The 14,550-nt window shown below is 65.1% G+C and carries 8 protein-coding genes; 1 reads left to right on the top strand and 7 read right to left on the bottom strand.

From position 1 onward, the window contains the following. The 4 genes from CHB84_RS19020 to CHB84_RS19035 all read right to left on the bottom strand — a co-directional run bounded on the left by CHB84_RS19020 (position 1) and on the right by CHB84_RS19035 (position 6,050). A complete protein-coding gene (locus CHB84_RS19020) occupies positions 1–1,236 on the bottom strand; it encodes a PucR family transcriptional regulator (protein WP_141134739.1) in 1,236 nt (411 codons plus the stop codon). Positions 1,237–1,300: 64 nt separating this feature from the next. Continuing rightward, on the bottom strand, positions 1,301–2,611 hold the full coding sequence (locus CHB84_RS19025) for a PucR family transcriptional regulator (protein WP_176440040.1): 1,311 nt from the start codon (positions 2,609–2,611) through the stop codon (positions 1,301–1,303). Between the two features lie 203 nt (positions 2,612–2,814). Further along, entirely contained in the window at positions 2,815–4,236 is a 1,422-nt protein-coding gene (locus tag CHB84_RS19030) for a phytoene desaturase family protein (RefSeq protein WP_089303022.1), read from the bottom strand. After that, positions 4,233–6,050 (bottom strand): DUF3556 domain-containing protein, encoded by a 1,818-nt coding sequence (locus tag CHB84_RS19035; RefSeq protein ID WP_089303023.1) that lies wholly within the window; start codon positions 6,048–6,050, stop codon positions 4,233–4,235. The genes CHB84_RS19030 and CHB84_RS19035 overlap by 4 nt, the downstream gene beginning before the upstream one ends. 927 nt (positions 6,051–6,977) lie before the next feature. On the opposite strand from CHB84_RS19035, the gene CHB84_RS19040 reads away from it, so the two are divergent. Beyond that, complete coding sequence (locus CHB84_RS19040) at positions 6,978–9,452, top strand: winged helix-turn-helix domain-containing protein (RefSeq protein ID WP_483866685.1); 2,475 nt, start codon at positions 6,978–6,980, stop codon at positions 9,450–9,452. A 247-nt stretch (positions 9,453–9,699) separates the two neighbouring features. On the opposite strand, the gene CHB84_RS19050 is transcribed toward CHB84_RS19040, so the two are convergent. Genes CHB84_RS19050 through CHB84_RS19060 form a run of 3 tightly spaced genes read right to left on the bottom strand, consistent with a single transcriptional unit; the run spans position 9,700 to position 14,548 of the window. Further along, complete coding sequence (locus CHB84_RS19050; RefSeq protein ID WP_176440041.1) at positions 9,700–10,908, bottom strand: peptidylprolyl isomerase; 1,209 nt, start codon at positions 10,906–10,908, stop codon at positions 9,700–9,702. After that, a complete protein-coding gene (locus CHB84_RS19055) occupies positions 10,905–13,247 on the bottom strand; it encodes an RND transporter family protein (protein WP_089303027.1) in 2,343 nt (780 codons plus the stop codon). Before CHB84_RS19055 ends, CHB84_RS19050 begins: the two co-directional genes overlap by 4 nt. Continuing rightward, positions 13,244–14,548 carry an MlaD family protein gene (locus tag CHB84_RS19060; protein ID WP_089303028.1) on the bottom strand — a complete coding sequence of 435 codons (1,305 nt, stop codon included), beginning with the start codon at positions 14,546–14,548 and terminating at the stop codon, positions 13,244–13,246. The genes CHB84_RS19055 and CHB84_RS19060 overlap by 4 nt, the downstream gene beginning before the upstream one ends. Between the last annotated feature and the right edge of the window lie 2 nt (positions 14,549–14,550).

A 14,550-nucleotide genomic window follows, 5' to 3' on the forward strand; every position in this document is an offset into this window, starting at 1 on the left:
TCAGCCGCGCTCGGGCCCGGTTGCCGCACCATCGGGCCCGAGCGCCTTTCTTAGCCGTAGCGCCACCAGCAACTCGGCACGGCGATCACTCAGGGCGTCGCCCAGGACATCACCCGCAGTCCGGCAGCGCAGTCGAACCGTGTTCTCGTGCACACCCAACTCGGCCGCCGCACGCGCATGCGAACCGGTGGTGAGCGTGACCAACAACGTCTCCCGCACCCGCTGCGCACGCTCGCTCGCCCCAGTCAACTCCCCGAGTTCCTCAGCGATGAAGCGCTGCGCTGCCTGTGGGTCCGCGAGCAGGAACGACTCGAGACGAAGATCTCGATACCACAAACACGTACTCGGTTCCGTCAGCGTCGACCGGAGGGCAGCGGCACGGCAAGCCTGCTCGTGTGCGCGCCGAAAGCCTCCGACTCCCGCGTCCGGTCCGCCTACGGCGACCGGCTCGTTCAGCCCGGACAACGCCTGCCGCACCGCAGCCAGGTGGGTGGAATCCGGCTGCGTGGGAAAGCCGAGCCAGCACGACCAGTATGCCGGATCTCGCCGCACAACCAGCCAACTCCACGATCCACAGTGTTCGGCCAGCCGAAGTACGGTGCGCCGCACCTCGTCCGGCCGCCCCCTGCCAAGCACGAGCGCGAGGTGACCGCCACGAAGGCGGTAGCCCAGGTCGTTGTCGAGATCCTGGGTATACTCGCCGACCGAGCCGTTCAACAGCCTGCCCACCAGGTCCTGCCTGCGTTGCTCGCCGGTGCTGGCACGCTCGCCACTCACCCACTCGTACCGCGCAGCGATCAGGTCGAGCACCCGCATAACGTAGGGAAACACCGCCTGGGTGACGCCAGCGAGCGGGCGGTCGGGCCTACACTCCGATCCTGCAGGCTCCGATATTACGGCCCACTCCTGCAGCAATCTCTCGACCCCCACCCAGTACGCACGTTCCAGCTGTCCGTACGGAATACCGAGCTCGGCGACGAGGGAGGCGAAGTCCAGCGCGCCTCGCGGGTCGATGTCCTCCGGTAGGGCGCGCATTGTCGCAATATCGATGACGGATCGGACATTTCCGGTGACACAGGCGGTCAGCGCCTCATCAAAGGCGCGGTCGGCGACATGCTCGGGAAAGACGCTGTCTGCGATGGCGTTCCTGACCATCCGGGATAGTGCCGGCACGTCCAGCCGCGCCGCGAGACCGTGCGCATCGACCGGTAGCCGATCGTGCACCGATGCTGTCAACGCCTCCTCCTCACCTCGTCAGCGGCAACGACAGGTGTGCCACGGCGGTACGCGGCGGTGGCGCTCAGACCGACTGCTCCGCCTGCACGTCACCCGGCTGTACGAGCACCGTCTTACCGAGCCAACAGCAGATGTCAAGCGCGAGCTCCAGCTGGAGTCGGCCTTCCCGCAGTGGCCGTCCCAACTCCTCGGCAGCACGGTTCAGGCGATACACCACCGAGTTACGATGGAGGCTCAACCGCTCCGCCGCTGCGGTGTAGCTGCCACTCTCGGACAGAAAGACGTGCACCGTCTCTCGCAGCCGTGCCTTCGACGGGCCATCGATCGCCAGCGGGCCCAGCGTATCCATGATCCACCCCCGCGTGGCCTCGAGATTCGTGCACATCAGCGCGACCAGTCCGACCTCGGCGAATGTCATGGCCAGCGGCCCCGGCAGTTGCCCGAGAAGCGCGACGTTCTGGACCTGCTTGGCCTGCCGATGTGAGCGGCCGAACCCGCCGACCCCCGAGATCGGGGCGCCTGCGGCGATCTTAACCGGATGGTCCCAGTTCGACACCACCGTGACCAAGTCGGCCGTATCCAGGCGGCTCTCCCTGCCCATAGGCAACCACGCCCAGGCTGACAGCTCATCACACGGAACGAACAGCGGTCTTCCGGCACAGCCAAGACGCCTGGCCAGATCAATCACCGAGCGTTCCAGGTACGACAGCTCGCCATCCTCAGTGTGCGACTCGTCCAACCACACGACGAGGCCGACGTGGTATTGCCACAAACGGTAACCGAGCGTGCTCTCCGCAGCGCCAATGTCTACCGAGCGACCGTCGAGCAGGTCGTTCACTCTCGCCGTCCGCGAGGCATTGCGGCTGAGCAGCCAGCGATCCCGCTCCTCCTCGTAGACCGCGACGACACGCTCGGACGCCCTGTCGATATAGGCAGACGTGTCGGACACGATGTTCACTGCGGCGTTGGATACAGCGATCGCGTCGTCGCTGTGCCGCCGAAGCTCGTCGAGCGCCCACTGCAGGAAGCTGTCCTGGCCGAGCCGGTAGCAACGGACGAGCGCATTGACCGGAAGGCCCCGCTGGGCGAGCCGGCGCGCGTACTCAAGCGCGGCGGACGGCGCGACCGTGCTCTCGACGTCGATGCCGTGCTGGAACATGTGCACGATAGTGGCCACATTCGCCTCGATGCTCGCACCCATGAGCTGCACGAGCGCATCATCGCCCGCCACATCGCTGACCTCGACGCACAATCGATCGAGCAGCTCCTGCGTGATGTCGGCCAGGCGGCTATTGAGCACGCTACCGACTCCGGCAACAAGGTCACGCGCCAACAGTTGGTTGTCGACAGGTACCGAACTACCGTCTGTTAGCATCGTGTCACCGTACACTCGCCCGTTCGGCGGTGTCACGTACGTTACTTGGCCCATTCGGTGCTCCTTACCGAACCTCCCGATTGAGGTTTGCACCACACCCTGGCAGCCGAACGCGCCATTGCCACCGTGATCTCTGCACGGAGTCATCCCGCGTTTTTGGTCTTTGCGCACAAACGGCGCCCGCCAGCCCTCGTGTACCACGGTCAGCTCGCACGCGACAGGTAGCGCAGGGCATGCTGAGCGGCATTCGCTCCACACATTCCGTGCGCACCAGGGCCGGGCGGTGTCGCCGCGGAACAAATGTAGCGGCCGGGTACACCCGTCCAATACGGGTTCGGCGTAACCCGGGGCCCGAACACGACCTGGCGAACGTCCTTGGCGCCGGTAAGGATGTCACCACCGACGAAGTTGGGGTTACCCACCTCGAACTCAGTCGTGGTACGAACCGCCGTACCGACGATACGGTCCCGGAACCCAGGGGCGAAGCGTTCGATCTGCGCGATGATCGCTTCACTCGCATCTCCGGCGAAGCCATTCGGGACGTGCGCATACGTATAGACGGGGTGCACGTTTCCGATCGATCGTGACGGGTCGGCAAGGTACTGCTGGCCGACGAGCACGAAGGGCCGTTCTGGCATCGCCCCCTCATGGATCTTGCGCTCGGCGTGAGCGATCTCCGGAAACGAACCACCGAGATGAACGGTGGTTGCCCTGCGCGCTTCCCTGCTGGACCAGGGCACGCCATCCTCGACGGCGAAGTCCACCTTGAAGGCACCGGGGCCGTGCCGGAACCGCCGGTAGGCGCGCGCGACCCTGCCAGGCAACCGGTTACCCAGGATGTCGACGACTGCGCCGGGAGCCAGGTCGAACATCGTCACGTCGGACGGCGGCAGGTCCGCTGTCGAGCGGACCCGCACTCCCGTCTCGATGCTGCCGCCAAGCTTGCGCAGCTCCGCGGCAAGAGCGTCGGTGATCGAACGCGAGCCGCCCTCGGCGACGGCCCAGCCGTGCCGGTGCCCGGCTGTCGCGATCCCGAGTCCGATCGCCGACGACAGCGGACGATGCAGCGGGTGGATGGCGTGCGCGAGGAGCCCGCCGAGCAGCGCTCGTGCCTCCTCGGTTCGAAACAGTCGCGCCACGACCGACCCCGGAAGGACCGTCGGCAGACCGAACCGCGCCAGCCGGAGCGGATGTCGAGGTAACCGCATCAAGGGCTGCATGATGTCGTGGGCAAGCTCGTCGAACCCTGCCGATGTGCGGCCGAACGCAAGCCTCCACCGCGGCCCGTCCACGCCAAGGTTCGCGGCCGTATCCTCCACCGATCGATACAATGCCGCGCTGCGCCCACCGTCCAGCGGATGTGCGCAGTCGATCTCGCTCCATCGCCACCGCAGACCATGACTCTCCAACGGCAGACTCCGCAGGAACTCGGATCCCACCGCCATCGGATGGATTCCCGCGCAGTGATCGTGGAGCAAGCCTGGCACGATTGCGGTACTGGAACGGGTGCCGCCGCCGATCTCATCGCCGGCCTCAAGCACGGTCACCCTTACCCCTTCCCGGGCGAGTGTGACGCCGGCGGCGAGCCCATTGGGCCCGCCGCCGACGACCACGGCATCGCTCACTTGTGACTCCCTGTATCAGCTTCCGACTCTTTGTGCACGGCCTGCTCCGCCTCGTCGCTCTGCCGACGTTGCCACGTCACGGTCAACGGAATCGGGCCGTTCGGCAACCACGGCTGCTCGTTGACGGCATCCGACACCTTCCACGTTCCTCGCTCGATGACTCCGAGCGCCGCGTCGATGACTTTGTAATGCTGAACCTTACTGTGAATGGCTTGCGACTCCACCCAAGCGACGATGAACTCGCCCGGTTCGAACCCGCACTGTTTCTGCACAGCGTTGATAAGGTCTTCGTTGTGCAGGTGTCCTTCGCCGAAGTTGAACCCGACCAAGGAGTTGCAGGCGAACTCGGCCTCCCTGACCGTCGCTCTGTCCAGCTCGGGTACGTGCCGGATCAGCACTGAGAACAGGCCTCGACCCTGGCTGTGCATCGATCGCCAGCCGATCGTCTGCTGAATGGTGATCTCCGCGACCGCCGGCGAATACTCCATCGCGCGTAGCTGATCAACCTGGTTCGTCGTCGGTCGCTTCACCCTGTTCAGCTTATCCTCCGCTCCTGGCTGGAATGCCCACAAGGCGGACGCCCAATTACCCGCGTACTGCCTCATGGACGGGAGGAAGGACACCAGATCTGGCCGCAAATTGCCCAGAATGGGGAAGAATGCGAGTCCGGCCACAATCGCCGCGGTCAGCCATGCCGATGACATGTCCGCGACACCGTAACCGTCCCACGCCGGGAAGCCGACGAACAGGAACACGGTGGCGAACGCGAAGAAGACGTTCCACTCCAGCGGCACGGCCAGCGGGAACGTCGATGTGATGAACACGTGGAACACCACCATCAGTACAACCGCCAGCAGCGTGACCGTCGTGTTCATAGAGAAGAGCAGCACCAGCGGTGTCACGATCTCCACAACGGTGCCGCCGACGTGCGCCAGCGACCTGGCCACCATGGACGGGCGGATGTCCCTCGGAAAGTCACGGTACTGTGCACGCTTGAACCAGCGGCTGGGAATGAACGGGCTGTTGCTTATCATGGGAGGGACGACCGGCGCGAAGTGCAGGCCGAACTTCGAGATCCCCGCCCCGATCCATACCGCGGCTATCAGTAGCTTCAACGCAATGATCATGTCGATAAACGGAAGGAACGTGAAGAAAACCATGGCAGGCAGGTACTGCTCGCTACGGGCGGCAAGGAATACCGTCTTATCCCGCAATCCATTCAAGATCAACAATACGATAATCGGGAGCACAAGGGCGGGAGAGATCAGTCCTGTCGTGTTGTCGGGTAGCGCTCGGAGCAGCGAGTCGGTCGACACTCCCGGCACGAGTATGCTGGTCAGTAACGCGCCGAGCAGACCGAGGTAGAGCAGTACGTCGAAGGCCGTTCTCGTGTCACCCCCAGTGAATGGAACTCCCTTCCACGGTCGGAGGCGGATCGTTCCCCTCCTCGCCCAGAATACGATGCCGCCCGTCATGGGTTTGAACTTACCGGCAAGCGGCCCCCACGAACCCGCAACTCCCGTGACTTCCAGTAGAACCGTCCACAACAGAAGCTTCTGGTAAACGATCGGCTCGTTCCACCAGACGGTGACGTCCCAGAACGGTCCCGCACCGGATGTCCAGGTCGCCACGAACGTCCCGAGGAGGACGTAGAGAAACAGCACCTTCATGATATACGTCGTGTGGATAATCTTCGGCGACCCGAACCCGTATTCGACCCAATGCCACGCGAGGCGCTTGGTTCGTTCGAATAGCGGCTTGTCAAGAAAAGTATCGACGTCGACCGGCGGGAAGTCGGCATTCTTGAACCCCATCGTCAGCTCCTTCGACAGAGGGGAGTACCTACCGGCCGGGAGTCCGTCGCACCGGCCGGATGTGTGTACTTGTCGTTTGACACGTTTTCCAGTGACCCGGGAGCTCGTGACAGCTGCTCACGCAGGTTCGCCTGGGAGCAGGGGCGGAATCGCATCTCCACCGACCTACCCCACGGAATGCGGCCAGTGCTCACCGTTCACCTCGCAATAAGTACGTCATGTGAATCACGACATTAGACACGCGCCGACACCGCGCCTACGGTCGCCGCGTACCAAGTTCCGCGCTCCTCTTGTACGCACTGCACAGTGCACCGGGCTAACACGAACGCATACCAGTTGAGCCGCCACACTCGAATGGAAGCAGGCACCGCGCTTTTAGGAACACCGCACAAATTCGGTAGCTATTTTCGTATCGCGGACACCTTAGCGGCGAAGCGATCGTTGCTTGATGCTTACGTCGGTCACAGGAATCAACAGATGGATCCTGCGATCCGGGAACCACCGACCTTCCACGCGTACCGCCGTCGCCATGAGCGGGCCACACGGCACAGGTGCGCGATGTGGCGTCGACCACGCCAAGGCTCGCCACGGCGATCGTGAGACCTCGTGGACCGTGTACGCGTGCTCCCGACACGGTACTGCGAAACCAACAGAGGCAGCGTCATGCAGACCACAAGCACATCCGTCACACCGCCACGGCCGACCCGCACGAAGGTCAGCACTCCTGTGTGCAGGCAGGACCTCATCGATCGAGCTCGTCTCATCGAGCCCCTGCGACTCGGCCGAGCCAGGCGCCTCACCCTCGTGCGCGCTCCTGCCGGATTCGGAAAAACCACCTTGCTCCTGCAATGGCAACGTCTACTCCAAGAAGAGGGGCAAGCTGTCGCGTGGCTCAACTTGGAAGACGACGATTGCCAGCGGCAGGCCATGCTCACTGGGCTGATCGACGCGATACACGAGATGCCGACCGGCCCTACGGCGACCCAGCTCCGGATTCGCGGTACCGCCTCGGTCGTCAGCGAGACGGCTCTCGCGGAGCTGGTGAACCGGATACACGAGTACGCGTCCCCGGTGACAATCGTGCTGGACGATTGGCACGTCGTGGACGGGAGCGATGCGGCAGGCGTCGTAGCGTTCCTCCTCCATTCCGGCCCCCCGAACCTGCACCTCGTCGTTGCGGCTCGCGATTGCTCGCTGCCCTGCAGCCGGCTCAGGGTCGCCGGCCAGATCACGGAAGTCGACAACGAGCAGCTTCGCTTCACCAGAGAGGAAACCGCCGACTTCCTCGCCGGAGTCGGCAATCTGGAACCAACTGCCGACGAGCTCGATCGATTGCACGGTATGAGTGCGGGGTGGCCCGCTGCCGTACGGCTGGCATCCGGTGCGCTCCGCGACGCCGACGACCCGGCCCGTATGCCCATAATCCACTCGGGTTGGCACCGAACGGTCGGCGACTACCTCGACGAGGTCGTGCTCAACGGCCTCAGCTGTGCGACGGTCGACTTCCTGTTGGCGACGGCGACCTGCGACCACATCACCGGAAGTCTCGCCGCTGCACTGAGTCGGCAGTCGAGCGGTGCAGGCAAGCTCGAGAACCTGGAACGTGGCGGCCTCTTCGTACGTGCCATCGACGCGGAGCGAGAGTGGTTCCGTTACGATCCGCTGTTCGCCCACCACCTCCGTCGACGCCTCGCACGGGATTACCCGGACCGGGCAGCGGACCTACACCGCATCGCCGCAGACTGGTTCGCACAGCAGGGCATGCTCGGCGACGCCGTCGACCATGCCCTGGCCATAAGAGACGATGATCTGGCAGTCGAGCTCGTGGAGACTCACGCCATGCGGTACGTGGAAGGGGGCGAGATAGCCGAGCTCCTCGCGGTGGTGGAGAAGCTCCCTGCCAAGAAGGGGACTGATCGGCCCCGGTTGCAGATCGCTGTCGCATGGGCCAACTGCCTCGTTCATCGCATGCAGCGTGCGGAGTGCGCACTGGAACATGTCAAGGCACAGTACCTCACGCGCGGCGAAGTCAACACGGAACCGCTCATTGAGGCAGACGTCATCGAGGCGTGTGTCAACGTGTACCGGGACCGCATCGACAAGGCCGAGAACCTGATCGCGCCGTGCCTGAACCGCCCGCACGCGTACCGGCCATGGGTGGTCGCTGCCGCAGCAAACATTCAAACGTTCGTATACGTGCAGTACGCCGACTTCGATGCCGCACGCCGCGAACAAGAGTGGGCTAGACCGTTCCAGGCTCGCGGAGGACGGTTCGCCGAGATTTACGGGCAGTTCATGGACGGCTTGTCAGCCGCCGCACGGCTGGATCTCGAGTACGCTGGACGCTCCTACAAGCGGGCCCGCGCGCTCGCGCTCGATGGCGCGCAGGAACCGAAGCACGCGGCGTCGTTGAGCGCGGCGTTGCTCGGTGCGTGGCACTACGAGCGAGATGTGCTCGACGAGGCGGAACCGTTACTCGAAGAAGCTCACGAGCTCGAAACCGACGGCGGTACAGCCGATTTCATGATCGCCACACATGTCACGATCGCCAAGATCAAGTCCCTTCGCGCGGACCTGCCGGGCGCGCACGCCGCGCTGACCGAAGGCGAAAGCATAGCCGCACGGCTGAGTCTCGACCGGCTGGCTGTCGCCGTACTCGGACAGCGAGTCCGGCTGCACCTCGAACAAGGTGATCTCCTCACGGCACAGGACCTCGTGGTAGACGACTCCCGCTTCGCGGAAGGTAACAACCGGATCGACGCCGCAATCCGCCGAGAGTACGCGGCTTCCAGAGCGCGGGTTCTCGCGGCATCGGGCTCGTACTCCGAGGCAGTACGTCTAGCAGAGACCGTATCCGAGCAAGCTTCGTGCGAGGCGAGCCCGCACGCCATACTCAAGACACGGATCGAGCTCGCGCACGTGCTCAAGATGGCCGATCGCTCCACCGATGCGCTCCAGGTGCTGGCTCCGGCACTCGCCGCGGGTGGAGAGGCCGGACTGGTACGGAGCTTCGCCGATGGAGGGCACCTCGTCCTCCGCATGATCGCCGAACTCTATGAGGCACGCCGCCGCGGCCGTTGGCCGGACGGACTACCCGATGTGCCACTGCGGTATCTCTTGAGGATCCTGTCCGCGACGACGCCGCAAACGGCCGCGGGCGCATCCAGCCGTCCCCAACGGCCGACCCGCGAGCGAAGCACCGCCGAGTTGTCGCTGTCCGCACGGGAGATGGACATTCTTGGCCTGCTCGACAACGGTCTGACCAATAAGGAGATCGCACGGCATCTCGGGATTACGATCAACACCGTCAAGTGGTACTTGAAGAGCATCAACAGCAAGCTCGGCGTGACGCGTAGGCAGCAGTCGGTGACCGAAGCCCGCCGGAGAAACCTGCTCCGATGAGCCTGATAGGTGTGCTGGGGCAACGTCACGCTCAGATCAGCGCTAGCATGATTCCGGCGAGCGCGAATACGATCGCGAGACATTGCGCTGTAACCGCACCCCTGCGCATCACCCTCACACGTTTCTCCCGCTCGGGTTCGGGCAGCTGAGGCGGCACGAGGGCGCGCGCGTTGCGCATACCCCACCATCCGAGTGGGCCAAGTGCAGAACCGACCGCGATGCACGTGACCACGTCAGCGAGCATGGCTCACTCACCAGGCCCCGACGTACCCGCCAGCCCCTCGGAACCCGGTTCGGATGCCTCGGGAGCGGCGTTGGGGTCGGCGGGACGATACTCATCCGCATACCGCACATCCGCACGCCTGATCCGCTCGGCGAGCCACTCACGCCAGCGTTCGAGCGCGACCTCGGCTTGCACCAGCTCACGGAGCTCCCCACTGATCTCCGCGAAGTCAGCGGGGGCGGACGGAAAGATCTCGTCGACCCTGCCGACGTGCCACCCGGTCTCACCTTCGACAGGGCCGTACAGTTCTGACGTGTCCACATCGAACGACGCTTCGGCAACGGGAGTTTCGAGCTGGTCCTTGCTCACCTGCTCAAGCATCCCACCAGAGTCCTTAGTGCTCCCGTCCAGGCTGACTTCCTCTGCGACCGTCTCGAAGCTCTCCCCGTCATCGAGCCGATCCAGCACGTCCCGCGCGTCGCGTTCCGATTCCACCACGATGTTGCGTAGCGTGCGCCGCTGGGGGGCGGCCAGCTCGTCGGCACGCTCGTCGAACTCGGCGCGCAGCCGCTCGTCGGAGATCTCCACCTCGCCCAGTACGTTTTCCATCAGCCGACCGATGGCGAGCTGGCGTTCGACTTCGTCCAGCACCTCGCTTTCCGATGCTCCCACGTTGCCCAGTGCGCGCACGAAGTCATCCCGGCCACCGCCGTCGAATTCCTCGGTGATGTGCCGGTCGAGCACGTCTCGGGTCCGCTTGCCCGGTATCTCGATGTCGTGCTCGGCAACGGCGTCATCGAGGATCATGCTGACCGCGACGGACTTGGCTGCATCCCTGCGGAACTCGTCGCGTTCGTCGGGATCATCCGGTTCCTCCACGCCGTAGAGGGCGTGCAGCGTGTCCATCCGTTGATCGAGCTCATCCCGGGTCACCATCTCATCCCCGACGACGAATGCTGCATTGTCCGGGAGGCTGTTCCACGGTCTCCACACCATCGCCGAGACCGACAATACGACGGCGAGAAGGACGGCGGCGGCCGCCGTGAGGCGACCACCGAGCGACGCGGGAAGTACCCTGCGTAGTGCGCCCGTCCGGGCCGCGTGTCCACGGGAATCGTCGTTGTCACTGGCGCTCGCGTCACGGCCATCGTCGCCGAGTTCGTCCTCCGCCGCCACACCATGCCCGTCACCGTCCGCGGCACGGTCGAGGTCGTCGGCATGCTGGTCCGTCATGGTGTTGCTCCCACCTGTTCGGACTCCTTCATCGGTTCGGTTTCCGTGCCTGTGGCGCCGCCGTCGTGAGCGTGCGTATCGAACGTCATCCACACCACGAACCATGCCGACAGCACGGCGACGAGCACCGTTATGCAAAGCAACACACCCAGCTCCCGAACGACGGACAGCCGGGAGAAGAGCAGGGCCGCGTATCCCAGCGCGGACGCCGGTGCCGCGACGAGCACGGCGCCGCGTGTCCACCGATCATCCCGCCGAGCGGCATCCGACAACACGACCGTGAACGAACAGGCGACCGCGGCAATCAGGGAACCGATAGCCGCAGTGAGCGGGTTCAGCGAGATTCCGGCCACCGACATTCCCAGCAGCATGATGCCCGTCGCGAGCACGGCAGCCGCGAACGCCCGTAGCGCATCGACCCGCCTGCGCAGAATCAGCCCGAGCGCACCGGTGGCCGCTACGATGCCCAGTCCGGACGTGAGGTATCGATCGCCTGCGATGGCCTCGTAGCCGGATACCGCGACCAGTGGCAGGCCCGTCAACTCGACATCGATCCCATCCGGCGGCGGCGGCAGTACGTCCAGGACACCGTCCCTGAGCCGACGCAACTGAACGGCGTCGTGCAGCTCGACGCCGAAGGACATCGTCGCCATCCGTTCGTCGCTGCGAACGACACTCGTGGTGAGGTATCTCGGCACCAGCCGTAACGCGGCGTCGAGCTGGCTCGCGGTGGGCGATGTGCCGAGGAAGTCGAGGAGTATCGGGGGGCTGAGCACGGGCCGCACCTTGTCACCGTGCGCGGCGATCACGGCGGACTCGGCTTCACGCATCCAATCGAGGGATTCCCTGCTGACCGTATCGGAACCGGTCAGCGTTATCCCGATCTCGCCGGACGAGCCCATCACGCGTTCCACGTGCCGGGCCTGCTCGAGTACCGGTAGGTCAGCGGCGAAGCCCTGGAAGTCGGCCTTCAACGGTAGATCGGGCAGCATGCCCCAGCCCGTGAGCGCGACCGCGGCAGCGGCGACACCGGCGCCCGCACGAACCCGCCAAGACGCCCGCCGTCCAATACCCGACCGCCGCGCGCCGTACCGGGAGCCGGCTCCCACGAAGCCGGGGCCGGCGCCCGCCTGTTGCGGCAACCACCATGTGATGACCAGACTGACCAGCAGCGAGACCACGATGCCCGTGGCGAGTGTGAGACCGAGGTCGCTGACGACGGGGATCGGTGTGACAGCAAGCGCCGCGAAGCTGGTGGCCGTCGCCACGGCCACGGCCACAACGGTCCTGATGCCGACCCTCCGGTGCAGGTACGTCATGAAATCGCTGCCGACCGCGAGCAGCACCGGCAGAAAGGCCACCGCCCCGAGCGAGACCGGGACGCTCAGCCAACCGAACGCGGCGAGCGTCAACCCGGTTCCGGTGAGGGAGGTAAGTAGCGGCAGCAGCCTGCTCCGCCACCGCGTCCACCTGGTGAATAGGAACCAGGCACCCACGCTCGCCAGGGCGATCCCGCCCAACACGGGAACCTCGTACCGCACCTGACTTCCCATGGCCGCCACCACGGACGGAACCCCGGAGACCGTAACCCGATCGGCGACGCTATCCGATCCGTCCATGATGCTCCGGACCTCGCTGACGAGTGTTTCGACGGCATGCTGACTCAGGTCCTGCCGGGGGCGGACAAGGATGGCGACCGCGTCGTCGGAGGGAACCACGAAGTGCCACTGCGGCCTGGGATCACCAGCATCGTTGTACACGACGTTGTCTACGAACTTGTCATTGCGCAGCGTCGGAAGCCCGGTGGGAAACTCGTCGACGAGCAGGGAGCCGTACCGTTCGTCGAAGACGTCCGTAGCCTGCCGAGCCGCTTCGGCCGCGTCGCCCTCGGACAACCCGTCGTCCTCGGCCGCGCTCCGCGCCCGTGACGCGAGCCCGTCCCGGTAACCGGTGAGTTCCGCGAGCAGTCGCTGTGCCTGCGCGGCGATCTGGTTGAGCACCGTAGCCGGCCCGTACACGGCCGCAACGTCGTCGACCTCTGCCAGCCGGCCCTCCAGCTCGAGCAAGCCGGGCAGGTTGTCCGAGGAGAGCTGCTCGCCGGATTCGGACTCGAGCAGTACCACGACAGGATCACCACCGAACGCATCGGCGACCTCGTCGGTCATGGCAGCGGTGCCGTCGTCGGACGGCACGAAGGAATCGACTCCGGTTCGTACCTCCATCTTGGCCACGCCGATGACGGTCACGCAGGCTACCGCGGCGATCAACGCCACGACCGCGGCGGTGCGTGTGCGCGGGCGCGACCATCGCGTCGGCGCGAGACTCGCCGACCACTTCATCGCGGGGGCCGCTCCTCCCGTTCCACGCGCGGGTAGTCACCGTCGAAGTTCTGCGGGTTCGAACCCGCTCCCGGATCAGGGATGGGGTTGAACTTCTTCAACGGGTCAGATTGCGTGTCCAGCGGTGAGTTCACCGTCTTCTCGTTGTAGACCGGCATCACCCTGCCGATGTTGCCGTTTCCGTCCGAACCGCTGAGGTACTGGCCGAAGTTGGTGAAGAACGCCGCAAGGTCGTTCCCGTACGGTCTCAGGTACGACAGCATCGGGTTGACGTCCTCCAGATTCACGTCGAGCGTCGACAGCAACGGCCGTAGCTCCGCGCTGAACTCCGGCACCCGGTCAAGGGTCGCGGGAGCGCTGTCCAGCGCCCTGTCGAGATCGGGAAGCAATGCCCGCAGGTCGGCGGACGTCTCCGGCAGCTCCTCCAGCGCCGCGGACAGATCCGTCGATGCGTGTTTCAGGTTCCCGGCCACCGGGTCGAGCGCGGAGGCCAGGCGTCGCAGGTCGTCACTCGCCTCCACCGTCGTTTCCATCATCGGCGGAAGGCTTCGCATCAGGTCCTCGAGATGCTCCCTGTTTCCGGCCATGGTCTCGGTCAACGTGTCCGAGTCCCTGACCAGCCGAGCGATCCGGCCCTGGCCCGTGTCCAGCGCCTCCAGCAGGGCCGCGGTATTCGCCGTGACCTCGGAAAGATCCTCCGACTGATCCGCCAGCGACGCCAGCGCATCGCCGCCCTCCCGACCGAGGTCCCCGAGGCCGCGCACGGCGTCGCCGATCTCCTCGGCACTGTCGTCGGTCGCGACTCCCGCCGAGCGAAGCGTCTCACCCAGAGCTTCGCGAGTCGGGTCGTCCAAGCTCATCAGCACGTCGTCCAGTTGAGCACTCTCGTGGCCCGAATCCGCGTCGAGGCTCCCACCGTCGGGGATCTCCGCTCCGTCCCCGTCGGCGATCTCGAGGTATGTCTCCTCGATCAGCGTCTTGTTCCGAACGGTGACCGTGGCGCCTTCGTGCAGCGGGGCCGCGTGGGAATCCAGATCCATAGTCACGCGCACGTCCCCACCGTTACGCTCGATCTCCTCGACCTTCCCCGCGGCCACGCCCGCCATCCGGACGTCCGACTGGAACACCAGATTATCCACATCGGACAACGGAACATCGACGCGGTAACCGGCCTTGGTTACCATCGGGATATTGCCACCGGAGTTGACCCACAGGAAACTGAAGATGACGGCGCACAGTACCGAGAAGGCCACAACCGTGACGACTCGCAGCGCGGGAATCAGCGTGTACGGGATTCTCATGC

The organism is Haloechinothrix alba (genome assembly GCF_900188115.1).
GTDB lineage: Bacteria > Actinomycetota > Actinomycetes > Mycobacteriales > Pseudonocardiaceae > Haloechinothrix > Haloechinothrix alba.